Source organism: Sorangium sp. So ce281 (genome assembly GCF_051527395.1).
GTDB classification, from domain to species: Bacteria; Myxococcota_A; Polyangia; order Polyangiales; family Polyangiaceae; genus Sorangium; species Sorangium cellulosum_B.
Window position 1 is genome coordinate 9,794,037 of sequence record NZ_CP150322.1, and the last position, 20,259, is coordinate 9,814,295.

At 69.4% G+C, this 20,259-nt stretch carries 24 protein-coding genes and 2 pseudogenes; 9 read left to right on the forward strand and 17 right to left on the reverse strand.

All coding sequences use genetic code 11. From position 1 onward, the window contains the following. The first annotated feature begins 29 nt into the window (after window positions 1–29). Both WMF27_RS37245 and WMF27_RS37250 read left to right on the forward strand, forming a co-directional pair. The gene (locus tag WMF27_RS37245; RefSeq protein WP_437764129.1) at window positions 30–410 is read left to right on the forward strand and encodes a BlaI/MecI/CopY family transcriptional regulator; all 381 of its coding nucleotides are present in this window, start codon (window positions 30–32) and stop codon (window positions 408–410) included. Window position 411: 1 nt separating this feature from the next. Beyond that, window positions 412–2,583 (forward strand): penicillin-binding transpeptidase domain-containing protein, encoded by a 2,172-nt coding sequence (locus WMF27_RS37250; protein WP_437764128.1) that lies wholly within the window; start codon window positions 412–414, stop codon window positions 2,581–2,583. A gap of 137 nt (window positions 2,584–2,720) precedes the next feature. Here the strand turns inward: WMF27_RS37250 and WMF27_RS37255 are convergent, their stop codons facing one another. The 3 genes from WMF27_RS37255 to WMF27_RS37265 form a co-directional block, all read right to left on the reverse strand. Then, window positions 2,721–3,698: an endo alpha-1,4 polygalactosaminidase gene (locus tag WMF27_RS37255; RefSeq protein ID WP_437764127.1), complete on the reverse strand. Its 978-nt coding sequence runs from the start codon at window positions 3,696–3,698 to the stop codon at window positions 2,721–2,723. Then, window positions 3,695–3,982 carry a hypothetical protein gene (locus WMF27_RS37260; protein ID WP_437764126.1) on the reverse strand — a complete coding sequence of 96 codons (288 nt, stop codon included), beginning with the start codon at window positions 3,980–3,982 and terminating at the stop codon, window positions 3,695–3,697. Before WMF27_RS37260 ends, WMF27_RS37255 begins: the two co-directional genes overlap by 4 nt. A gap of 97 nt (window positions 3,983–4,079) precedes the next feature. After that, window positions 4,080–4,457 carry a DoxX family protein gene (locus WMF27_RS37265; protein WP_437769957.1) on the reverse strand — a complete coding sequence of 126 codons (378 nt, stop codon included), beginning with the start codon at window positions 4,455–4,457 and terminating at the stop codon, window positions 4,080–4,082. A 457-nt stretch (window positions 4,458–4,914) separates the two neighbouring features. Between WMF27_RS37265 and WMF27_RS37270 the strand changes: the two genes are divergently transcribed. Both WMF27_RS37270 and WMF27_RS37275 read left to right on the forward strand, forming a co-directional pair. Continuing rightward, window positions 4,915–5,754, forward strand: a complete 840-nt coding sequence (locus tag WMF27_RS37270) for a hypothetical protein (protein WP_437764125.1) — start codon at window positions 4,915–4,917, stop codon at window positions 5,752–5,754. Window positions 5,755–5,866: 112 nt separating this feature from the next. Beyond that, on the forward strand, window positions 5,867–6,664 hold the full coding sequence (locus WMF27_RS37275; protein ID WP_437764124.1) for an alpha/beta fold hydrolase: 798 nt from the start codon (window positions 5,867–5,869) through the stop codon (window positions 6,662–6,664). Window positions 6,665–6,673: 9 nt separating this feature from the next. Here the strand turns inward: WMF27_RS37275 and WMF27_RS37280 are convergent, their stop codons facing one another. The 4 genes from WMF27_RS37280 to WMF27_RS37295 form a co-directional block, all read right to left on the reverse strand. Beyond that, complete coding sequence (locus WMF27_RS37280) at window positions 6,674–7,897, reverse strand: MFS transporter (RefSeq protein ID WP_437764123.1); 1,224 nt, start codon at window positions 7,895–7,897, stop codon at window positions 6,674–6,676. A 542-nt stretch (window positions 7,898–8,439) separates the two neighbouring features. Beyond that, entirely contained in the window at window positions 8,440–8,622 is a 183-nt protein-coding gene (locus WMF27_RS37285; RefSeq protein ID WP_044966793.1) for a hypothetical protein, read from the reverse strand. Window positions 8,623–8,948: 326 nt separating this feature from the next. Beyond that, window positions 8,949–9,275, reverse strand: coding sequence for an RNA recognition motif domain-containing protein (locus WMF27_RS37290; RefSeq protein WP_437764121.1), 327 nt, complete (start codon window positions 9,273–9,275; stop codon window positions 8,949–8,951). 717 nt (window positions 9,276–9,992) lie between these two features. Next, window positions 9,993–10,613: a glutathione S-transferase family protein gene (locus WMF27_RS37295; protein WP_437943369.1), complete on the reverse strand. Its 621-nt coding sequence runs from the start codon at window positions 10,611–10,613 to the stop codon at window positions 9,993–9,995. Between the two features lie 480 nt (window positions 10,614–11,093). Here WMF27_RS37295 and WMF27_RS37300 point away from each other — a divergent pair, with 480 nt between their 5' ends. Then, the gene (locus WMF27_RS37300) at window positions 11,094–11,216 is read left to right on the forward strand and encodes a GxxExxY protein (RefSeq protein WP_437764119.1); all 123 of its coding nucleotides are present in this window, start codon (window positions 11,094–11,096) and stop codon (window positions 11,214–11,216) included. 298 nt (window positions 11,217–11,514) lie between these two features. Next, window positions 11,515–12,294: a hypothetical protein gene (locus tag WMF27_RS37305; protein ID WP_437943370.1), complete on the forward strand. Its 780-nt coding sequence runs from the start codon at window positions 11,515–11,517 to the stop codon at window positions 12,292–12,294. A 137-nt stretch (window positions 12,295–12,431) separates the two neighbouring features. On the opposite strand, the gene WMF27_RS37310 is transcribed toward WMF27_RS37305, so the two are convergent. Then, entirely contained in the window at window positions 12,432–12,656 is a 225-nt protein-coding gene (locus WMF27_RS37310) for an addiction module protein (RefSeq protein ID WP_437764117.1), read from the reverse strand. 327 nt (window positions 12,657–12,983) lie between these two features. Beyond that, on the reverse strand, window positions 12,984–13,379 hold the full coding sequence (locus tag WMF27_RS37315) for a winged helix-turn-helix transcriptional regulator (protein WP_437764116.1): 396 nt from the start codon (window positions 13,377–13,379) through the stop codon (window positions 12,984–12,986). Between the two features lie 174 nt (window positions 13,380–13,553). Here WMF27_RS37315 and WMF27_RS37320 point away from each other — a divergent pair. From WMF27_RS37320 to WMF27_RS37330, 3 genes and pseudogenes are all read left to right on the forward strand, one after another. Beyond that, window positions 13,554–14,110 (forward strand): annotated as a pseudogene (locus WMF27_RS37320) (SDR family oxidoreductase). A 430-nt stretch (window positions 14,111–14,540) separates the two neighbouring features. After that, window positions 14,541–15,245 carry an NADPH-dependent F420 reductase gene (locus WMF27_RS37325; protein WP_437943371.1) on the forward strand — a complete coding sequence of 235 codons (705 nt, stop codon included), beginning with the start codon at window positions 14,541–14,543 and terminating at the stop codon, window positions 15,243–15,245. A gap of 190 nt (window positions 15,246–15,435) precedes the next feature. Then, window positions 15,436–15,828, forward strand: coding sequence for a GFA family protein (locus WMF27_RS37330; RefSeq protein WP_437943372.1), 393 nt, complete (start codon window positions 15,436–15,438; stop codon window positions 15,826–15,828). Window positions 15,829–16,458: 630 nt separating this feature from the next. On the opposite strand, the gene WMF27_RS37335 is transcribed toward WMF27_RS37330, so the two are convergent. The 8 genes and pseudogenes from WMF27_RS37335 to WMF27_RS37370 form a co-directional block, all read right to left on the reverse strand. Then, window positions 16,459–17,064, reverse strand: a complete 606-nt coding sequence (locus tag WMF27_RS37335) for a hypothetical protein (RefSeq protein WP_437943373.1) — start codon at window positions 17,062–17,064, stop codon at window positions 16,459–16,461. 4 nt (window positions 17,065–17,068) lie between these two features. Beyond that, window positions 17,069–17,320, reverse strand: a complete 252-nt coding sequence (locus WMF27_RS37340; RefSeq protein ID WP_104985568.1) for a hypothetical protein — start codon at window positions 17,318–17,320, stop codon at window positions 17,069–17,071. Between the two features lie 260 nt (window positions 17,321–17,580). Then, window positions 17,581–17,805 carry a hypothetical protein gene (locus tag WMF27_RS37345; RefSeq protein WP_437943374.1) on the reverse strand — a complete coding sequence of 75 codons (225 nt, stop codon included), beginning with the start codon at window positions 17,803–17,805 and terminating at the stop codon, window positions 17,581–17,583. Between the two features lie 267 nt (window positions 17,806–18,072). Further along, the gene (locus tag WMF27_RS37350) at window positions 18,073–18,297 is read right to left on the reverse strand and encodes an addiction module protein (protein ID WP_437764111.1); all 225 of its coding nucleotides are present in this window, start codon (window positions 18,295–18,297) and stop codon (window positions 18,073–18,075) included. Next, on the reverse strand, window positions 18,294–18,761 hold the full coding sequence (locus WMF27_RS37355; RefSeq protein WP_437943375.1) for a JAB domain-containing protein: 468 nt from the start codon (window positions 18,759–18,761) through the stop codon (window positions 18,294–18,296). The genes WMF27_RS37350 and WMF27_RS37355 overlap by 4 nt, the downstream gene beginning before the upstream one ends. Then, a complete protein-coding gene (locus tag WMF27_RS37360; RefSeq protein WP_437764109.1) occupies window positions 18,761–19,087 on the reverse strand; it encodes a DUF3368 domain-containing protein in 327 nt (108 codons plus the stop codon). The genes WMF27_RS37355 and WMF27_RS37360 overlap by 1 nt, the downstream gene beginning before the upstream one ends. 166 nt (window positions 19,088–19,253) lie before the next feature. Beyond that, window positions 19,254–19,505: a UPF0175 family protein gene (locus WMF27_RS37365; RefSeq protein WP_129572626.1), complete on the reverse strand. Its 252-nt coding sequence runs from the start codon at window positions 19,503–19,505 to the stop codon at window positions 19,254–19,256. 171 nt (window positions 19,506–19,676) lie between these two features. Beyond that, window positions 19,677–19,916, reverse strand: a pseudogene (locus WMF27_RS37370) (JAB domain-containing protein); the annotation flags it as partial. Window positions 19,917–20,259 lie beyond the last annotated feature (343 nt).

The following is a 20,259-nucleotide window of genomic DNA, read 5'->3' on the forward strand; positions in this document are numbered from 1 at the left end:
TTCTTAGCACCAGGCTACGGATGGACGTCATGCCGAAGCCGCCGCTCACGCGCCGAGAGCGCGAGATCATGGACATTTTGTACCGCCTGCGGCGCGCGACCGCGCACGAGGTGAAGGACAACCTCGCGGATCCGCCGAGCTACTCCGCGGTCCGCGCGCTGCTGCGCCTGCTGGAGGAGCGCGGGCACGTCAAGCACGTGGAGGAAGGGCAACGCTACGTCTACACGCCGGTCACGGCCCCGAGCGAGGCTCGCAGGAGCGCGCTGGCGCAGGTCGTGCGGACGTTCTTTGGAGGCTCGGTCGAGCAAGCGGTCACCGCGCTGGTCGACACGTCGAAGTCCAAGTTATCGCGGGAAGAGCTGGATCGCATCGCCCAGGTGATCGAGCGCGCCAAGAAAGAAGGGGGTTGAGATGAGCCCGATCGAGATGAGCCCGCTGCCGTTCCTCGTCGATGCCGCGCGGGGCGCCGTGCTCCTCGGGCTCGCCCTCGCGGTGATGCCGCTGCTCCGCCGCGCGCCGGCCTCCACGCGCCGCCTCGTGCTGGTGCTCGGGCTCGCGGCCGCGGCGCTGGTGCCGGTCGCCTCGCGGCTCGTTCCGGCGTGGCGCGTGCTGCCGGTGGCCGAGCTTGGCGTCGCGGACGCGGGTAGACCGTTCGCCGAGCCCATCGGGGATGCCATTGCCGCGCCCTCCGTCGCGCCTGTTTCCCACGCCGTGGAGCAGGCTCCGTCCACGCCGGTCGCCCCGGCAAAGCAGTCCTTTCCGTGGGGCCCGGTGCTCCTTGCCGTGTGGGCGCTCGGGGCATTTGCGGTGCTCGCTCGCCTGGCCCATGGCCTCGCCAAGGCGCGTGGGATCGCCCGGCGCGCAACCCCGCTCTCGTTTCCCGGGATCACGGCGACCCTCCGCGAAGCGCGCATGAAAGCCCGCGTGTGCGCCAGCTCCGAGATCGATGTGCCGGCGGTGACCGGGGTCTTTTCGGCGGTCGTGCTGGTGCCGCGGGAGGCGATCGAGTGGAGCCAGGCGCGCTGGCGGGCCGTGCTGCTACACGAGCTGGCGCACGTCCGGCAGCGCGATTGTCTTGCCCAGATCGTGGGGCAGCTCGCCTGTGCAATGCACTGGTTCAACCCGCTGGTGTGGCTCGCGGCGCGCAGGCTCCGCATGGAGCGCGAGCTATCGGCGGACGAGCGGGTCCTGGCGAGCGGGACGCGGCCGACCGAATATGCCGAGCACCTGCTGGCCATCGCGACGAGCGCGGCGCGGCTCCGTGAGGTGCCGGGCGGAGCGCTCGGGATGGCGGAGCCCTCGCAGCTCTTTGCGCGGGTCGAGGCCATCGTGCGACCGCGGGCGGGGTCGTTGCGCACGTCGGCGGCGCGGGGCGTTGCAATCACCGCGTCGGCTGCGGCGCTGCTTGGCGTGGTGGCGTGCGTCACCGCCGACAAGGAAGGACCTGTCGCGGCCGTGGCGGCCAGTCCGTCCGGGAGCCCTGCGCCGGTCGCTTCTGCACCGGCGGGCTCGTCCGTTCCGACCTCCACCTCCGCCGCTGCTATCGCCGCGCCGGCCTCTCTGGCCCATCTGACCGCGGAGGTCGCCTCCGTGCTGGGCGCCCCGGCCGATCGCCTGGAGCTCACGATCGATCGCGACATCCAGGCGATCGTCGATGAAGAGCTGAAGCGGCTGGAGGACGAATGGCACCCTGTCGCCGCCACGGCGATCGTGCTCGATCCAAGGACCGGCGAGGTGCTGGCCATCCATGATCCGAGCACCGCCGCGGCGCCGCGCGTCAGCGGCTCGACCATCAAGTCGCTCACCATCGCGGCCGCTCTCGACGAGGGGGCCATTGCGATGACCGACCGGTTCTTCTGCGACAAGGGAGCGCGGCGCTATGGCAAGGAAATCCTCCGCGACGCGAGCCCGAACGAGTGGCTCGAGGTGCCGCAGATCCTCGCGCTCTCGTCGAACATCGGGGCCTCGCGGATCTTCGACAAGCTGGGCGGCGAGGCGCTCGGGCGCTGGCTCCGGCGCTTTCATTTCGGCGAGGCGATGCGCATCCAGCTCCGCGGCGCGCCGGTCGGCGAGGTCCCTCCGGTCATCGCGGACGGCTCGCTCCGCGGCGTGGCCCTGGCATCGGGCCATGGCGGCGCGATGGCCAGCCCCCTGCAGATGGCCGCCGCTTATGCCGCGATCGCCAATGACGGCGCGTTCAATGCGCCGACGCTCGCCCGGCGCGCCCGGGGCGCGGACGGCAGCGTCCTCTTCGAGCACCACCCGGAGAACGAGCGCGTGCTCCGCCCCGAGACGGCGCGGGCGGTGATGGGCATGCTGGAGCGCGTCGTGAGCGACGAGCAAGCGACGGGCAAAGCGGCGCGTGTTCAAGGGGTGCGGGTCGCCGGGAAGACCGGCACCACGGACGAGCGATCGGCGGCGGGCGAGCCGCGCAATTACGCGAGCTTCATCGGGGTCGCGCCGGCCGAGCAGCCGCGTTTCGTCATCCTCGTCGGCGCGGTGGTCGCCGCGGAGCACGCGACGGGCGGCAAGGTGGCGGGGCCGGTGTTCGCGCGCATCGCCGCGCGGGCGCTCGGGCGCTGATCCGAGCGCGTCGAGGGCGCCAACGTCGGGGGTACGCGCCGCCGCCCTCTCCCCGGGAGGGGTACGCGCCGCCGCCCTCTCCCCCGGCTACGCGATCCGCTCCTCCCAGACGATGCCGGCGCTCGGAAGGCCTCGGGTCACCGGCAGGGCCACCGGCCGCCGTCGAGGTCGAGCGGCATCTCCATGCTGTTGAAGCCCCAGGCGTTCGCCTGTTCGCAGAAGAGCGACCTGTCGGTCATGTGACCGGAGAACGGATCGTCGTACTCCACCTCGAACACGGCCTTGCCGTTCGCCAGGAAGGTATCGACGAGGATCTCGCACTCTTCATACTCGAAGCACTGCTCGTTCAGCGTCCAGTCGAAGTACGGCCACAGGTCCTCCGCCTGCTCGATGTCGCCCTTGAGCCCGACGGACATGCCCAGCGAGTGGGCGAGATCCGCGATGAACACGTTGTAGGCGAGCTGGTCTTCATAGCGGAGGGGGAACCCGGAGTCGTTGGCGTAACCGTCGACCTCGTCGGGCTCGATGGCGTCGAAGCCCTTGTCCTTGCAGACCTGGAACCGGGCCAGCATGATCGGCCCGAGGACATCGATCTGCCGGATGTCGAGCCAGAACGAGCCCTCCCAGTGGTAGTCCGGGTTGCCTTTGACCGACTCCGGGAAGTCGCCGGCGTCTGGCCGATAGTCCTCGAACGCGCCGACGTCGACGTAGCAGATGACCTTGGCGCCCTTCGCGTGCAGCGCGGCCACCGTCTCGGCCGGCGTGAACTCCCAGTCGAGGTCGTAGACCGTGGGAGGCGGCGACTCGATGGGCGCTCCCGTGGGATCGACCAGGCCCATGTCCCTGGGGTCGTCCAGGTCCAGGGGGTGGTCGATCATCCAGTGCCACGACGTCTCGAGCGCCGGGATCCAGACGCCGGGGCCCCCGCCGGCGGACGTCGATGAGGCGGACGTCGATGAGGTGGACGTCGACGCCGGCGTGCCCGAGCCGCCGGGCGACTCCGGGCGCGAGCCCCCTGCCCCGCCCGGATCCACGCCGGCGTCGCCGCACGCGGCGGGCATCGCCGCGAGGACGAAGATCAACGACTTGACCACCGCGGGCCACGATCGATTCATGATGGCGCTCCTCCGTCGCTCCGGAGCTCGCGGCACCTCGCGCGCGCGCGCTGGTACTCCGGCCGCGCGGCGATCCGCTCCTGGTAGGTGACGAGCTCGTCGGGCAGCGTCTTGCCGAGCGCGCCGCGATAGATGCCGATCGCGGTGCTCACGGAGATGTCGGCGAGCGTGAGGCCCTCGCCGGCGAGAAAAGGCATGTCGCCGAGCATGTCGGCCGTGAAGCGCAAGGCCTTCTCGACGCGCAGGCCGCGGGCCCCGCGCGCGAAGTTGTAGACCTTGATCATCGGTGGTCTCCTTGCTCGCGATCCATGGTTCGAGAGGCGGGCTGGCCGCGGCCCGATCTGACCATGAAGGCGGGGAGGCGGGAAGCCCATGTGAAGCTCATCGGTCGAGCGACGCCGGGCTGGCGAGCAGCGCGCGCGCGCGGCGGTCGCGCAGCCAGAGCCCCGCCCAGAGGAGCGCGGCGATGTAGATCGGAAAGAGCGTGTGGCTGAAGAGCGGGCTACCGACCCGCACGTGGATCGCAATCGCGCCGCCCAGGTAACCGGTCCACAGAACCGCGCCGAGCACCGCGGTGCGCGGGATCAGGTACGTCACCAGACAGGCGATCTGGAGGTAGCCGAGGGTGGGGACGAGGCTGACCGGGAATCCGAGCTGGGCCGTGGCTGCGTCCGCGGGGAACAGCTGCAGCACCTTCACCGCGGCATCGAACGTCAGGAACAGCACGCCCAGCCCGCTCAGGACGCGTCCCGCCCACAGCGCTCACCTGGACGGCGCCGCGCCGGGCGCCGCGGCGCTCGTCGGCGCCTCGGCCCGGGGCACGGTGGTGAGATCCTGGTCACGAGGATGGATGCTGGCGAAGATCGCGGTCATGGGTGCCTCCGTGCTGGGATTCACCCCGTAGACCCCCGGCCCCGCCAGGAATCATCGGTCGCCTGAAAAAAAATCGCCGCGCCGCCCCTGACCGGGTGCCCGGCCCGGCGGCCGCCCTCCGGCGCGGGGCGGTACTGGGCGAACGCGGGCGCGCGGCTCGCCGCCGCCGGCACGAGCCGCGCCCTCGTCCGGTGTAGCGCCCGCACGGCCCTACGCTGGTCTCCTTGACAAGGTGGGGCAGCCGTCGGATACGCTAACTTCCCACGGTGCGTGGGGGCGGCACAAGGAGATGGGGTCGGGGATCAAGGCGCTCCACGCGGGAGCGGCGGTCAGCGGTCACCCAATGACGCCTGAGCTTCGTGAGCAAGCGGGAGCGCTCGCGTTGGCCGTCGAGCACGGACTGACGGAGAAGCGCGAAGCGATTGATTGGGCGTGCGAACTGGTCGCGCGCGAAGCAAGCCCATCGCCAGAGCTCCTCGAGCTTGCGGGCGCTGTCCGCCCGAATGCTCCCGACGTGGCGCGAATGCTCCGCGCGATCGCCGCTCGATCCGATCCGGACCTTGTGTTTCGAAAGTTCCTCGCCCGGGTACGTGACGCGGTCCGCGCGCGCGCCGACATCTGGCGCGTGGTCACGCACGTGCTTCAAGAGCTCGCGATCCAGGGGCAGGTTCCTGCACCTCTCGCAGGGCGTTGCTTCGGTTTCGACGACGAGCGCAGTCTCGCGGACGAGGGAGTGTATGGAACCGTCGATGCCGTCGAAGCCGACGTCCGAGCGTTTCTGGAAACAGAATCCGAACCATCAGAGCTGACCTCGCTGCTCGCGTGGGCCAAGCGCTTCGTTGATGACGCGCAGCCCGGGTGGGTCGAGTGCGAGCTCACGGACGCTGAGGGGAAAGTCCACCTCTTTCGCGAGAAGGTGCCCGTGGTGACCTCGGAGAACCTTGATGCGTCGAGCACGTACCCGCGTCCGGTAACGCTCGCCTGTCGGATTCGGGGCCAACGAACGTCATCCGGGTACGCGGTCGTCGAGATTGACACGAGTCAACCATGGGGGATTGAGTCGACCGAGGGAAGAACAAGCTTCGTCGTCGCTCCTCAGCTGCTTGTCACCGCTGAACGAGCGCCGTCCAGCTCCGGTTTGCGGCAGACGCCGCCCTCGCGTTCGCTCGGCCGACGCAGCTGAAACCTGGCACGTTGGGCGCCGGTACGCAAGGCGTAGTCCTGCTGACGAGGCCTGTCGAATGGGCGACGGGAGACATCCCACGTGCGAAGCTGCGGCAGGCAGGAACAGCCCCATGACGACCTGGATCAGTGGAGTCTGCGAAACGAACGGCATCACCATCCACTACCTTCGAACCGGAGGCGCCAAGGTTCCCGTCGTCCTGCTCCATGGATTGATGGGGAGCGGCGCCTGCTGGACTCCCCTGGCGCGGGCGCTCGAAGGTGAATTCGACGTCGTCATGCCCGACGCCCGAGGGCACGGCGGCTCGAGCGCGCCGGACCACGGATACCGGTACGACGATCACGCGAGCGACGTCGTGGGCCTCATCCGCGGCCTTTCGCTCTCTCGTCCGGTCCTGCTCGGCCACTCGATGGGCGGCATGACCGCCGCGGTGGTGGCGAGTCGAGGGGCGGGGGTCATCCGCGGCCTCATCCTTGTCGACCCGACGTTCTTGAGCCCCGAGCGCCAGCGCGAGGTGCACGCCAGCGACGTCGCCGAGCAACACCGCCAGGCCCTCGGCTTGCAGAAGTCGGACCTCGTTGCGAAGGCCCGAGCCCGAGACCCGCGTCGCTCGCTCGAGCTCATCGAGCTGCAAGCCGAGGCGAGGCTGAAGACCCGCATGGGCGCGTTCGACGTTCTCACGCCGCCCAACCCCGCGTACCGCGACGTGGTGAGCGCGATTGACGTCCCGAGCCTGCTCGTCATCGGTGACGACAGCCCCGTCGTCACGCTCGAGATGGCAACGGAGCTGCGGGGTCTCAACCCACGCGTACGGATCGAACAGGTACAGGACGCCGGCCACGGCCTTCCATTTCAACAACCCGAGCGCCTGGGAGAGGTGGTCCTGTCGTTCTTGCGTGAGCTGGCGTAGCTGCTGCGGTCACTCCGGCTCGCCCTCGGCGAGCGCGACGGGCTGGGCGTTCTCGGTCAGGACGCCGCGCCCGTGCCACACCATCAGCACCGCATAGAGCGCCGCGAGCACGCGAAAGCCGCTGAACAGGCCGAAGCGCTGGCCGAGCAAGCCGCCCGCCACCGCGCCGATCAGGCCCCCGGCCGGTCCCGAGAGGGAGAACAGTCCGCCCACCCGGCCGCGGCCGAGCTCGGCGGTGAGCGCCGCGAAGCGATTGACGCTCGTGAGGTGCTGCACGCCCAGCCCGAGCCCGAGCAAGACCGCCCCGATCCACAGCGACGCGACGCCGAGGGGGAAAGCGAGCAGGAGCTCGGTCGCGAGCAGCAGCGAGAAGGCGATCGCGTAGCGGGCAGCGTCGCGCAGCGGCGCCAGGGCGCCCCCGGCGAGGAGCAAGGTCAGCACGAACACGGCGCCCTGGAGGGTCACCAGGGTCGCGGCCTGGGGCACCGAGAGGTGAAACTCGCGGATCCCGATCAACACAACGAACACGGCGAAGTAGGACATCGCCATCTGACCACACAGCTCGATGAGCATGCTCTGGCGCAGCTCGCGGCGAGACAGGATGATCCCGACCTGCCCGCGCAGGCGCTCGAGGAGCGGCGTGGCCGAGCGCCCGCGGCCGGGAGGAGCCCCGGAGAGCACGCGATCGCCGACGAAGACCGTCGCCAGCAGCCCGAGTCCGGTCACCACGAACACGCCGGTGTAGCCGAGCAGGCCGAGGAGCTGCGCGCCGAGCATCGGGCCCACGAAGAACATGCCGAGCGAGTGGGACGCGCGCTGCCAGCCTGCCTTGCGCGGGCCGAGGCGAGGGAGCAGGTGAAGGAACTCGGTCTGGGTCGCAACCATCCGAAACGGGTTGAGCAGCCCGAAGAGGACCACGCCCGCGATGAGCTGCCAGGGCCGATCCATGTGGGTGAAGCCGATCAGGTACAGCGCCGCGCCCGCGAGGCCGCCGAAGCGGAACAGCGGCCGGCTGCCGTGGCGGTCGATCAAGCCTCCGACAGGCATCGAGAGCAGCAGCATGCCGGTGAACTGCAGGCCGCCGACAAGGCCGATCTGCCAGGGGGAGGCGTGGAGCGAGGCGGCATACAGCGGAAGGACCACCTTGGCCACGCCGTTGCTCGAGCCCGCGAGCAGGCCGAGCACCATGAAGCCGAGGAGATAACGCTGGGGGAGAGGCGGCGAAGGTGTCATCACGCGAACCGAGGCGAGCGGCCGGTCGATCGGCGCGCTCGTCCGCTGTGCCGAACCGGGGTTTGCTGCCGCGCCGGCGCCTTGCAAGCCACGCTCCCGAGCCGGAGCAGGGCCATGGCGACCGCCTCGTCGCCGCGCCTCCCGCTGCCTGCTGCTCCAGCAGCACACGCGCAGCACACGCCTGCTGCTGGCGCAGCAAGGGTGACATCCGTCACGAAGGATGCGCGTCTTTCAAAACGGACGCTCGAGGGCGGGCTCGGCTGACGGGCATCGGCGAGGGCGGCGGCTGGGTCGTCGACAGCGGGGGGTTGGCGGCTGGATGCGCAGGGGCGCAGCGCGCCGGCTGCGGGGCGCTCCGCCGCACGAGGGCCTGTTCGTGGACGGCGGCGTGGCGGCCGCTGGGCGCTGGCAGCCGGACCCTGGTGTCCGCACCTCGACAGCCCGCGGCCATACGCGCGCTTGTCCCCTTGGCCTCGAGCAGGTGGGTTGGACCGCCGAGGTGACGTCGCCCTCGGCCGGCAGGCTCCCCTCGGCCGCGGGCCTCAGTCGACTATCTGCGGCTGAGGTCCCGGGACGATGCCCGCGAGATCCGGATCTTCTCCCGGCGCCAGGGCGACGCTCGACGGCTTGTCATTGCGGCGCTCGAGGCGGCTCGCCGTCTTCTCGCGCTGCTTCTCGATACGAGCGCGCTCTTTCTGTCGCTTCAACGCGGTCTGTCGTTGCATGATGACTCCATCTCAGGACGCCCCTGGACGGGCGTGGTGGTTGACGCGAGCTCCGCGGTCGTCGGGAGCTCCACCCGGACCGGTTCGGTGCACGAAGCGCATCCGCTCACGGTCCAGGGAGAGACTCGACAACAAGCGTGAATCCTCACCGGAAAGACCCATTGATTCCGGACGTGCGAGCACGCAAGGTCGCCCTCTGCAACGCGTTCGGCGATCTGCCTGAATCCGGCGACTGGCTCACCCGCGAGCTCTATCGATAAGCCAAAAGAAAAGCGGCGGACCTTCGGGGGTCCGCCGCCCTATGTCGATCGAACGAACGGAGCGATTCAGTAACGATCGCGGCCGCCGCCGCGCCCGCCGCCACCGCCGCCACCGCCGAAGCCGCGCCCGCCGCCGCCGCCGGCCGGGCGCTCTTGCGCCTCGTTCACCTTGAGCGAGCGCCCATCGAGCATCATGCCGTTGAGCTGCGAGATCGCGCTGTTCGCCGCCTGGGCCGAGCCCATCGTGACGAACGCGAACCCGCGCGGCTGGCCGGTCTCGCGGTCGGTCGGCATCGCGACCTCCCGGACCTCACCGCTGCCGGCGAACGCGGCCTCGAGGGACTCGCGCGAAGTGTTGTACGAAAGATTGCCGACGTAAAGACGATTACCCATGACACGTTGCTTTCACGGCTTCTAGACGCGCTCGCGAGCGCTCTTCCGCCTGCCATTCGATGAAGCCGCTACGGATCGAACGGTAAGGTGCCGCGCAGCGAAACCTGCGCAAGCACACGGTGCGTCGTCCAGTCATCCGCGCGAGCAATAGCCTCCCTTATGAAAGGGAGAGAGAAAGCATCGTGTCGAGAGCCAGTGACGTCGTGAGGAAACGGCACTCTACTCCGCTACAACGCGATATGCAAGCGGCACAGCATCTTTTTCGTTCCCCCCTGCAGCGGCTCGCGGCGAACCTGCGACCCTCAGCGCGGAGGGGCCGCGCAGCGCCGCGCCGGCTCATCAGCGATGAGCCGGCCGCTGTGCCCCAGCGCAACCCGCCGATGATCCCGCCGCGACGCGGCGGGCAGTGCGGCCGGAGACCGTGCGAGGCGGCTGTCCGCGAACAAGCTAGCGAGCTCTACGCGCGACCTCGACGAGCCCATCCGTCTGTCGCAGCTCCCCTTCCCCGGCGCCCCGTCGCGCGCGTCTGCTGCTGGCGCAGCAGGGGAGCATCCGGTACTGCGGATACACGTCGTCCGGAGCGGACGTTCGCGCAGCCTGTCGAGCAGCCGGCAGTTCATCCAGTCGGCCTGGGCGTTGGGTGGCCGCCGCCGCGGCTGGCGCTCACGAAGCTCATGAGATAGCCGCCAGCGCGGCTGGGCGGCCAGGGCGGAGACGTCAGCCCGGCCTGACCCGCTGGGCCGCGGGCCGGCTCGTGCAGCGGGCGATCCACGCGTTCACGTTCGCGAAAGGCGAGAGGTCCACGCCGAAGCGGGCCAGGAACGGCAGCGCGGTCACGAGCGACACGTCGGCGAGCGAGAACTGGTTGCCCACGAGGTACTCCTTGCCCTCGAGCGCGCGGTCGAGGATCTCGATCCCGTTCGCGAGGTCCTGCTTCGCGCCCTCGGCTACCTTGGGGTTGCGCTCGTCGGCGGGGAAGCGCTCCAGGGTGTTGCGCAGGAGCCGCGTCGTCGCCTCGAACAGCGTGACGTTGCCCCAGGCCATCCACTTGAACGCCTCGGCGCGATCGGCGCTGAGCGGCGGGAAGAGGCCCTTGTCCACGCCGAAGCGCTCGCCGAGGTAGAGCAGGATCGCGAGCCCCTCGAAGATCGGCTTCCCCTCCGCGACCAGCAGCGGGACCTTGCCGTTCGGGTTGAGCGCGAGGTACTCGGGCTTGCGCTGATCTCCCGCCGCGAGGTCGAGCTTGACCTTCTCGTAGGGGACGCCGAGCTCCTCGAGCGCCCAGTGCACCCGGTCTGCGCTCGTCATGGGGGCGTAATAGAATGTGAGGTCGGACATGCGGCGAGCAGAACCCCGCCGCGCGCGAGCCGCAAGGGGGCTTCGTTCGTCGCGCATGAGCTCGCTCTCGGTGGACGGCGCTCCACCTGAAGGACGTCACGCCCGAGGCGCCGTGACCAGACCGAGGTTGGGGGAACCAGGCCACGGCCGGCGGCTCCGCGTGCTCCAGCGCGTCGCGCGGCTGCCGGAGGCGACGGAGATGCGGGCGGGGGCTGGGCGCTGCAGGCTGGCGACGTGCGGCGAGGCGTCGCCGGGAGGCGATCGCGCAGCGGGCCGGAGCGCAGCGGAGGGCCTGGACGCGAGCGAGCATGGCGCGACCTGTCTCACACGACGGCGGACACGCGGCCACGCTGCCCTGAAATCCGGATTCGTCGCCAGCTGACCGCGACGCCATACGTACGCACGGCGCAACTCCTGTGGAGCAGCCAGAATTCAACGCAAAGGCGCAAAGGCGCAAAGGCGCAGGACGATGGAGAGGAAATGAACGAGAATGGGACAACCAAGATCGTCGATGCGGCCTTCGAGGTGCATCGCAGCCTTGGAGGTCCGGGGCTGCTCGAAACCGTCCACGAAGAGGCGCTTGACTTCGAACTTGAGTCGTGAGGGCTCAGCGTGGTGCGCCAGACGACGGTGCCGCTCGTGTACAAAGGCAAGCATCTTGCACCGGACCTGCGCCTCGCTCTGCTCGTGGGCGACATCGAAGCGCTCGTATGCGGTGACCGTATCACGGTGCCGCGGCGAGCTCGTCGCCGTGCGTCGCCTGCACATGGAACGTCTCTTGCGGAATCGAGCTCGTTGCGCCGGGCATCGCCGCTCGCCCGAGGTGCATCGGGCCGGGGACGAGATGGATCGCGTCTCGATCTCACCGCCGGTCAAGGTCGAATGAGCGCGGAGGATCGCCATGAAAATCGATCGACGTTTCACGTTCGCATTCGCCTTCATGATCTCCTGTCTTGCCGGGGCATCCGTCGTCGGCTGCAGCGCCGGCGCCGGGACGATGGAGGACGACTTCGAGGTGAACTCCGACCCCCAGGCGGGCCTGCTCGCGCGAGTCGACTACGACGGGGGTGGGTACGTGGAGTTCCTGCGAAATGAAGAGGGTGGCGTCTTCATCGGATCCGTCTTCGAGAAGACAGGGTTCGATCCGCTGCGCGGGATCCAGATCAGCCGCTTTCTGCCCAGCGAGCTGTTCACGCACCTGACGAATCGCCCGGCGCCGCCGGACCTCATCGCCTCGGAATGCGGAGGCGACCTTCTGTGGAACCCGGAGGCCCTGGCGACGCAAGGGCAGCCGAACAGCGCAGGTGACCGCGGACCGGGGCGCGCCGAAGAGCTCGGTACGGCGGCGTCGGCGTTCTCGGCGGCGGACTTCTCCGCGCGCTTCTGCACATCCGGGACCGACCACTGTATCCTGGGTGGCTCTGGTAACCGGAGCATCAGCAGCGGTGGACGCGCCAACACGGCAGAGGGGCACGCGGACGTCCTGAGTGGCTCGCTCCGGCTCCGCGTTCTCCGGAAGAGGATCGTCGGCCGCGATGAGACGCTGGGTAACTACATCGGCAGCGAAGGCGTCCTGCTCCGCTTCTCCGAGTCGACCCCGGGCATCAACCGGGTGATGCGCGTGATCGTGGACCAGGCCGAGACCGCGTCGTACCACCTGGCGATCAACTTCTCGGACTGACGACCCGAGGTGAGGCTGTTAGCGCGCCCAGGCCGCGGCGGTGACGACCCGGAGACCGGGCGCGCGTTCTCGTCCGCCTGCACGGGCACGATCGTTCAGCTCGACCTCAGCCCGGTCGTGAAAGATGACCGGGAGCGTCACCGGAGCCGCGCGCGGGCGTCGCGAAAGACGTCCTCGGCCGGTCGCCCCCGGGACGGATCTGCGTCGAGCTCTGCGTCCCGGCGCGTCGCTTCCTCGGTCCAGAGGCGCCTGTGCTCCTCCTCGGAGAGCTCATCCAGGCTTGCCAGAAGCGTCTCTGCGAGACGTGCGCGCTCCGCGACGGGCAGCTTCAGGGCTTCGGCTTCCAGCTCGGGAGGGTTCACGGGGGGATTGTACCGCGCGGCCCGGAGGCTGCGCAGGCGCGCTTCCCCATCGGCGAGGAGATGCCGCGACGACGGCGATGGCCGACATCGACTGGCGTGGCGCAGGCACTGAGCGACCTGACCGAGCTCGGGCTAGCCAAGCCGCGGTCGGTTGCTCCACGTGCTCCAGCGCCTCTGCCGTTGCCCGGGCTCGCGGAGCTCCCGGCCGGAGCGGTGCGCGGGAGGCTGGCGGCCGGATCCGCAGGGGCGCTGCGCGCCGGCGGCGGCGCGCTGCGCGCCGCGAGGGCAACCTCGTGGACGGCGACGTAGCGGCCACCGGGGCAGCCATCACGAACACGAATCGACGGGAGAGGACGCGCCGCGCTTGGCTGCCCATCGCAGCAGCGTGTCCAGCGCCGGGCAGAGGGCTTGTCCCCACTCGGTGAGCCCGTACTCGACCCGGGGTGGCACCTCGGGGTGCGTGACGCGCCAGATCATCCCGTCGCGCTCCATCTGCCGGAGCTGCTGGCTCAGCATCTTCTGCGAGATGCCAGGGATGGCGCGTTCGAGCTCCGAGAAGCGCTGCACCTTCCCTCCGAACAGGCGGAAGAGGATCACCAGCTTCCAGCGCCCCTTGAGGAGCTCGAGGGCCTGCTCGACACGCTCGGCGGCGATCTCGGGAGTCGCCGGCTCGTCGTACTCACCTTCAGGTGCGTACCCCACCTTTTCGTGCGTTCTTGCCACCCGATGAGCCTAGCCCAACTTTGCGCGCGAGGGGGCCCACGCGCCGGGCCGCGAGTCATCGTCCCTCAGGAGGAATCACCGCCCATGCAAGTACCTGAACCGCTCGCAGGGGACGTCGCCGCGCAGAACGCGCGGAGCGTCGATGCCACGCTCGCCTACTCCCGAAGATTCTCGATCGATCCCGAGGAGTTCGCCGGCAAGCGCGTGCTCGTCACAGGCGGCACCAAGGGGGCGGGCGAGGCCATCGTCCGCCGCCTCGGCGCGGCGGGCGCCGTGACGGCGACCACGGCGCGCTCTGCGCTCCCGGCAGGCCAGTCGCCGAACGTCTTCGTACAGGCCGACCTCGCCACGGTGGCAGGGGTGGACGCCGTCGTCCGCGCGGTCCTGGACGAGCTTGGCGGGATCGACATCCTGGTCCACACCGTCGGCGGCTCCTCTGCGCCGGGCGGCGGCTTCGCGTCGCTCACCGAGGACATCTGGCACGACGAGCTGTCGCTCAACCTCATGGCCGCCGTGCGTCTCGATCGCGCGCTGCTCCCGCACATGGCGCCGGCACGGATGAAGACACGGCCCGGCAGGGCATCATGAACGCGCTCGGTGGTATCCCCATCGGGCGTCCCGCATGGCCCGAAGAGGTCGCGGAGCTCGTCGCATTCCTTGCCTCCGACAGGGCGGCGTCCATCCATGGGAGCGAGTACCTGATCGACGGGGGCACTGTGCCCACCGTTTGACGGCAAACACCGGCCCCACTCGGCACGATGCCCGCACTCCACTCCATCCAGGCATGCGGCGCCAGGCGTCTCGCCGGCCGTCATTGCGCGGAGCCTGCCCGGTGTTGTGACCAGAGACTTCCGCGATGGCCATCCACCAGGCCGGACCAGATGGGGCGGGGGCGCCATCCGCCAGCCTGAGCCGTTGCTGCCGGAGGCTTGCGGAGCCGTGGGCCGGCGCGATGCGCTGGGGCTGGCGGCTCGATGCGCAGGGGCGCGGCGCCGGCGGGGCGCAGTGTGCTTCTCCTGCGCGGGCCGAAGGTGGCTGGTCGTGGTACAGCCCATCCCCGACGTGAACGGCGCGAGCGATCGCCCGTCTGCGTCAGACGATGCACCTGGACCGCCGGCGTCCGCGCTCGATCGCGGGCGGCTCGGCTCGAAGGAGTGACGAATGCAGATCGGAATCATCGGCGCCGGCTTGATCGGCGGGTCGCTGGCGAAGCTGTTGGGGAAGCTCGGTCACCAGGTCGTGATCGCGAACTCGCGCGGGCCGGACACGCTGCGCGAGCTTGCCGCCGAGAGCGGGGCCACCCCCGTCACGGCCGCGGAGGCCGCGCGCGGCGGCGAGATCGTGGTCGTTACGATCCCCCAGCGCGCGGTCGTGGACCTGCCGAAGGATCTCTTCGCCGGCGTGCCCGCCGACGTGGTCGTGATCGACACCAACAACTACTACCCGGTCCGCGACGGCAGCATCCCGGCCATCGAGGCGGGGCAGGTCGAGAGCGCGTGGGTCGCCGAGCAGATCGGGCGGCCGGTGGTCAAGGCGTTCAACAACATCTACTTCGAGAGCCTGCTCGCGAAGGGCAAGCCGAAGGGCACGCCGGGGCGCGTCGCGCTCCCGATCGCGGGGGATCCGCCGGAAGCGCGGGCGAAGGTCATGCGCCTCGTCGACGAGCTCGGCTTCGATGCGGTCGACGCGGGCGGCCTCGAGGACTCGTGGCGCCAGCAGCCGGGGACCCCCGGCTACATCCACGACCTCGACGCGCCTCGGCTGAAGGAGGCGCTCGCCGCGGCCGAGCGGAGCCGCATCCCCGAGTACCGCAAGGCCTCGGACGACTGGCTGCGATCGCTCATCGCGTCACAGAGCCCGAGCTGATCCGAGCGCAAGCGGAACCGTCGGCCGCAGCGGCTGCCTCGAGGACACAGGTTCCTCGGATTGATCCAAGCGTCGCTGATGCAGCGGATCTTCCCGAGCCTGCCTTCACCGGCCGGGCTTCAGCGCAATAGCGATGACAGTGCTGTTCGTTGCAACCATTCCGACCGCTTGATTTTAGAGGAGACGCAGCATGGATCGATTCACCGGCGGTTGCCTGTGCGGCGACGTGCGAATCGTGGCGTCGGGACTCCCCTACCGGGTCGGCCTTTGTCACTGTCTCGACTGCCGCAAGCATCATGGAGCCCTTTTTCACGCTTCTGCGGTGTTCCCTCAGGATGCGGTGACGATCGATGGCGAAACCCGCGACTACGCCGGGCGGTTCTTCTGTCCCCGATGCGGCTCGCCTGTTTTTGCGCGCAGCGCAGACGAAATCGAAGTGAACCTGGGATCCCTGGATGCCCCAGATCAACTGACGCCAACCTACGAAAGCTGGATCGTTCGTCGCGAGCCCTGGTTGCCGCCGTTTCCACTCACGAGACGATACGACCGCGATCGTGACGCCACGGGTCGCTTTGAAGAGTAGGTCGCACGAACGGTGGGGTGTTCCGGCGGGGTGCCCTCCCTCGCCGCGCGCTCGCTCCCGGCCGACGTCCGAGCTCCTTGCCAGATCCAGCGGAGCCGACCTCCCACCCAGGCACGTCTCACGGACCCGGCCGTGGGCGTCGAGCACCGCTATCCAGAGCTCCTCGTGCACGAGGGACGCGAGAGATGCCAACGGCATCCGTGCTCAGGTCCGTCTCCGTTCGTCGAGCGTCGCGCGGAGCACCTGGAGCATGAGCTGATCCTTGGGTCGGGTGAGCTTCTCCTTGCTCGAACGTGTTGACGGGGGCTCCCTGGATCACGGCGGCGACGCCACCGACGACAATGAAGTCGACCCGATGCCGGGCGGGCACCCCGAGGAGTTCAGCGATCTTCGTCGGAGCGGGCATGCGGTTCTCGCGCGCGCCTGCTCTCACGGGCGAGCGTGACGAAGTCGATGTGGGCCTGGAGGGCGGCGACCCGATCTGCTGGCGTGAGGCTCAGCATCCAGCGGATGAGCGTGAGGTTCGCGCCACGCGGGCGGCGTGGTAGCGGCGGCCTAGCTCGAGGGCAGCGGTGAGCCGGATCGCGTCGAACAGCGCGATCTGGGTGCGAGGCCCATCTCTCAAGCAAGCTATTGCGAACCGAGCTTCGCAGCGGCCTCAGCTTGCGCGCGAGTGAGGAGGTCATCGACGCGAAGCTTCTCAGCCCACATGCTTAAATATTGGTCGTTGATCTCGGCCCCGCTGACTCGAAGCACCTCGACGATGTCACGCCATTGCTTGGACGAGACTTCACCACCTTCGCGGTACCAGAGCAGCTTCCGGAGGATGGTATCTTCCGGAGCCTTGACAAACAGCTCCTCTCCGCTGGCGCGGACCTTGACTTTTCGCCGGCGACTGAACTCGACCTCATCGTAGGGGCTCGGCCCGAGAGCGAAGAGGTCGATCTTCGTCACCATCGGTAGGTAGAAGATGTTCGCGCAACTTCCGCGGGTCAGGGCGTCGCGAAGCATCTCTTGATCCACCTCGAAGTCCGGGCCAAGCAGCTCCGCGAACGCGCGCACATGACGGGGCATCATCGCGACGACCAGATCGATATCGTTCGTCGCACGCGGCTCACCCTGGAGGGAGCTCGCGAGGCTGCCGCCGATGAAATACTCGCACCCAAGGTTCTCGAGCGCGGCGGCCACGCGCAACGCCACGTCGAGCGCGGAGACGACATCCGTCGAGCTGCTCATGACGTCACGTGGCGTCGGCCGGCACGTGACCGAACAGCCGGCGCGCACAGTCGTGCCCGTACAGCCTCACCGCAAGGCGGACGCGAAGCTCCTGGTCGTCCGCCCCTGGGTGGCGAGCACGGATGCTCGCGAGGGCGAGCTCACGGACCGCCTGGCTCAGCCGCATCGCAGCCTCGAGCCGCTTTTCCGGAGGCATACGCCGAAGCAGCTCGTGGTAGCGTGCGTCCGCTTGCGGCGAGGTGTCGACCATCGACATGCAATATGAGTCTAGCAGAAATCGCTCGCACGGGAAGGGCTCGTCGCCGGTCCCTCGCGAGGCGGGGTGTCGTCCCGGCGGGGTGCCCTCCCTCGCCCTACGCTCGCTCCCGACCGACATCCTAGCTCGTTGCCAGATCCAGCGGAGCCGACCTCCCATCCTCCTGCCGAGCAGGAGCGCACGCATCGCTCGAAGTTGGCCTTGAATTACCCGCGAGCACGTCGATGATCACGAAATCGACATGCTCACCGACGAGCGCTTCAACGACGCGCCGAAGGTCGGTGACCATGGGCTGCCTTCGCTTCCTCGATGAACTCCAGTGCCTTCCGCATCCGCTCGACTCTCTCGGTGGGAGTCAAGCGCAGGTTCTCGGCGATGAGCGATGGATCAACGCCGGAGGGAACTCTTTCGAGAATCCGCTGATCCCAGCTCTTCTCGGCGTCGGAGGGTTCAGCCGCTGTTCGTTCGGCTTGGCGATCATGCATCGGCGTCGGGCTCCTGACCCACTGTACCACGGTGGTGATCCCCGACGATAGCGAGCGAGCATGGCTCCCGAAGCCGGCCGGCTGTCGTCGCCCTGTGCGCGTACGCCCGTCGCAGTCCTCCCGCCTTGGACGTCGCAGCGGCCGGGTGGCTCCCGCTGCCCGACCTCGCGAGCGCCTTTCTCGCGTGTCATCCAGGTCGAGGTCGCACGTCGGGCGCACAATCGTTCAGCTCGACCTCAGCCCGGTCGTGAACAGTGACCGGGAGCGTCACCGGAGCCGCGCGCGGGCGTCACGAGAGACGTCCTCGGCCGGTCTCCCCCGGGACGGATCTGCGTCGAGCTCTGCGTCCCGGCGCGTCGTTTCCTCGGTCCAGAGGCGCCTGTGCTCCTCCTCGGAGAGCTCATCCAGGCTTGCCAGAAGCGCCTCTGCGAGACGTGCGCGCTCCGCGACGGGCAGCTTCAGGGCTTCGGCTTCCAGCTCGGGAAGGTTCACGGGGGGACTGTACCGCGCGGCTCGGAGGCTGCGCAGGTCCGCTTCCTCATCGGCGAGGAGATGCCGCGACGCCGGCGATGGCCGACGCCGACTGGCGGTGCGCAGGCACGGAGCGACCTGACCGAGCTCGGGCTAGCCAAGCCGCGGTCGGTTGCTCCACGTGCTCCAGCGCCTCTGCCGCTGCCCGGGCTCGCGGAGCTCCCGGCGGGGGCGGTGCGCGGGAGGTGGCGGGCTGGATGCGCAGGGGCGCAGCGCGCCGGCGGCGGGGCGCTGCACGGGGCGAGGGCAACCTCGTGGACGGCGGCGTAGCGGCCGCTGGGCGTGACGATGACGTGGGCCGTGAGGGGAACTTGCAGCTCCGAGCCGAGGTGGCGCAGCTCCAGGGTCATCGCTTCGTCCTCGCGGGTCGGCGTCGGGGCGCCGCTGGGGTCGGATCGTTGCCGCTTCGACGATCGAGGGTTCATCAAGGCGGCAGCTCACCCCGTTCCCCAGCCAGCGACAGGATTCTCTGGCGGACCTCGCCAGACAGCCACATGCCCGCATCGGCGAGCTTGTCGACCCACGGCCCGACGTTTTGCGTGATCCCTCGAGACTTTGCCTCCAGCAAGATCTTGAGCGTTCCCCAGACGACCAGCCCTGCCGCTTGAGCCGTGCGTCGTGCCAGCGCGTCGTCGAGGAGAATCACACGCGACGGATTTTCCAGAGCCAGAGCCATGGCTGCAAGCTCTCCCGCTCCCAAGTCGAGCGCGAGCCATTCCGACGGCATGGATTGGGGGTCGACGATCTTCACCCACCCATGAGTGCTCAGCGTGGGGACCTCCTACCCCTTGCGTCGCCCCTCCCTCAACTCGAGATCCACAGCGCTGGGGACCCAGACGTCTTTGAACATCTCGGCGAGCCAGTCGATGGCGCCGATGCGGTGAAGGTACAGCAGGGGTGAGGTATTGCTGATGGCCTCAACCAACGGCGGCCTCCAGCGCGCGGAGCTCGGCGTCGAGAGGGAAAACCTTGTAGCGACCCAGACTCAACAGAAATTCGACCCGCGCCATGCCGGCGAGCTCCGCAGCGCGGCCGGACGAGAGCCGCCCCAGCTCGTACAGCTTGACCGCGGCGAGGGTGCGGAGCTCTCGCGCGAACTCAGCTTCGTCCATCTTCTCCGCAAGGAGCACCTTCTCGGGCACATCCACCACAATCTGTCGAGTTGCCATGTTCCGTCCTTGGTTGCTCGGAGAGGCGGGCAAGCCTGTTTTTAGCACGTTTTAGCACGAAAGGTGCCGGGCGAGCACACGGAGGAGCTCAGCGACCTTCGTCGGCGCGGACATGCGGTTCTCGCGCGCGCCTGCTCTCACGGGCGAGCGAGACGAAGTCGATGTGGGCCTGGCGTGGGTGCGGCGGCCGAGCTCGAAGGCGGCAGCGAGCCGGGTCGCGTCGAAGAGGGCGATCTGGGTGCGCTCGGCGAGCGCCGCGGGCGAGAGGCGACCGAGCGAGGGCAGAGCGGCCGTGCCGAGGAGGCGCGGGCCGACGCCGGGCAGGCCGAGCACCATCTCGAGGAGGGCGGCCTCGGTCGCGGTCGTCAGCTCGGCCGCCGTCTCGGCGGGGGCGCGGCTCATCGGGCTCATCGGGGCCACCTCCGCGAGCGGGTGAGGGCACGGGCGAAGTGGAGTCTGCGAAACGAACGGCATCGACATCCACGACCTCCGAGCTGGAGGCGCCAAGGTTCCCCTCGTTCTGCTCCATTCGTTCTGCCCCATGGATGGCTGGGGAGGCCCGCGGATGCGGTCACTCCGACTCGCCCTCGGCGAACGCCACCGGGGCAGCCATCACGAACGCGAATCGACGGGAGCCGAGGGTCGTGCCCGCGAGCGGCGCGCCCGCGGGCTCACCGCGAGGGGCGCGCCCGCGGGCTCAGGGACGAGGCGTCGCCGCGCGCGCCCGGATCGCTGGGCGACCCGCCACGCCAGG

Bases quoted from the DNA above. Each gene is read 5' to 3' on its own strand.
- WMF27_RS37245 (WP_437764129.1), top strand. From the start codon at position 30: ATGCCGAAGCCGCCGCTCACGCGCCGAGAGCGCGAGATCATGGACATT.
- WMF27_RS37250 (WP_437764128.1), top strand. From the start codon at position 412: ATGAGCCCGATCGAGATGAGCCCGCTGCCGTTCCTCGTCGATGCCGCG.
- WMF27_RS37255 (WP_437764127.1), bottom strand. From the start codon at position 3,698: ATGAATCGATCGTGGCCCGCGGTGGTCAAGTCGTTGATCTTCGTCCTC.
- WMF27_RS37260 (WP_437764126.1), bottom strand. From the start codon at position 3,982: ATGATCAAGGTCTACAACTTCGCGCGCGGGGCCCGCGGCCTGCGCGTC.
- WMF27_RS37270 (WP_437764125.1), top strand. From the start codon at position 4,915: ATGACGCCTGAGCTTCGTGAGCAAGCGGGAGCGCTCGCGTTGGCCGTC.
- WMF27_RS37275 (WP_437764124.1), top strand. From the start codon at position 5,867: ATGACGACCTGGATCAGTGGAGTCTGCGAAACGAACGGCATCACCATC.
- WMF27_RS37280 (WP_437764123.1), bottom strand. From the start codon at position 7,897: ATGACACCTTCGCCGCCTCTCCCCCAGCGTTATCTCCTCGGCTTCATG.
- WMF27_RS37285 (WP_044966793.1), bottom strand. From the start codon at position 8,622: ATGCAACGACAGACCGCGTTGAAGCGACAGAAAGAGCGCGCTCGTATC.
- WMF27_RS37290 (WP_437764121.1), bottom strand. From the start codon at position 9,275: ATGGGTAATCGTCTTTACGTCGGCAATCTTTCGTACAACACTTCGCGC.
- WMF27_RS37295 (WP_437943369.1), bottom strand. From the start codon at position 10,613: ATGTCCGACCTCACATTCTATTACGCCCCCATGACGAGCGCAGACCGG.
- WMF27_RS37300 (WP_437764119.1), top strand. From the start codon at position 11,094: ATGAACGAGAATGGGACAACCAAGATCGTCGATGCGGCCTTCGAGGTG.
- WMF27_RS37305 (WP_437943370.1), top strand. From the start codon at position 11,515: ATGAAAATCGATCGACGTTTCACGTTCGCATTCGCCTTCATGATCTCC.
- WMF27_RS37325 (WP_437943371.1), top strand. From the start codon at position 14,541: ATGCAGATCGGAATCATCGGCGCCGGCTTGATCGGCGGGTCGCTGGCG.
- WMF27_RS37330 (WP_437943372.1), top strand. From the start codon at position 15,436: ATGGATCGATTCACCGGCGGTTGCCTGTGCGGCGACGTGCGAATCGTG.
- WMF27_RS37335 (WP_437943373.1), bottom strand. From the start codon at position 17,064: ATGAGCAGCTCGACGGATGTCGTCTCCGCGCTCGACGTGGCGTTGCGC.
- WMF27_RS37340 (WP_104985568.1), bottom strand. From the start codon at position 17,320: ATGTCGATGGTCGACACCTCGCCGCAAGCGGACGCACGCTACCACGAG.
- WMF27_RS37345 (WP_437943374.1), bottom strand. From the start codon at position 17,805: ATGCATGATCGCCAAGCCGAACGAACAGCGGCTGAACCCTCCGACGCC.
- WMF27_RS37355 (WP_437943375.1), bottom strand. From the start codon at position 18,761: ATGAACCCTCGATCGTCGAAGCGGCAACGATCCGACCCCAGCGGCGCC.
- WMF27_RS37365 (WP_129572626.1), bottom strand. From the start codon at position 19,505: ATGGCAACTCGACAGATTGTGGTGGATGTGCCCGAGAAGGTGCTCCTT.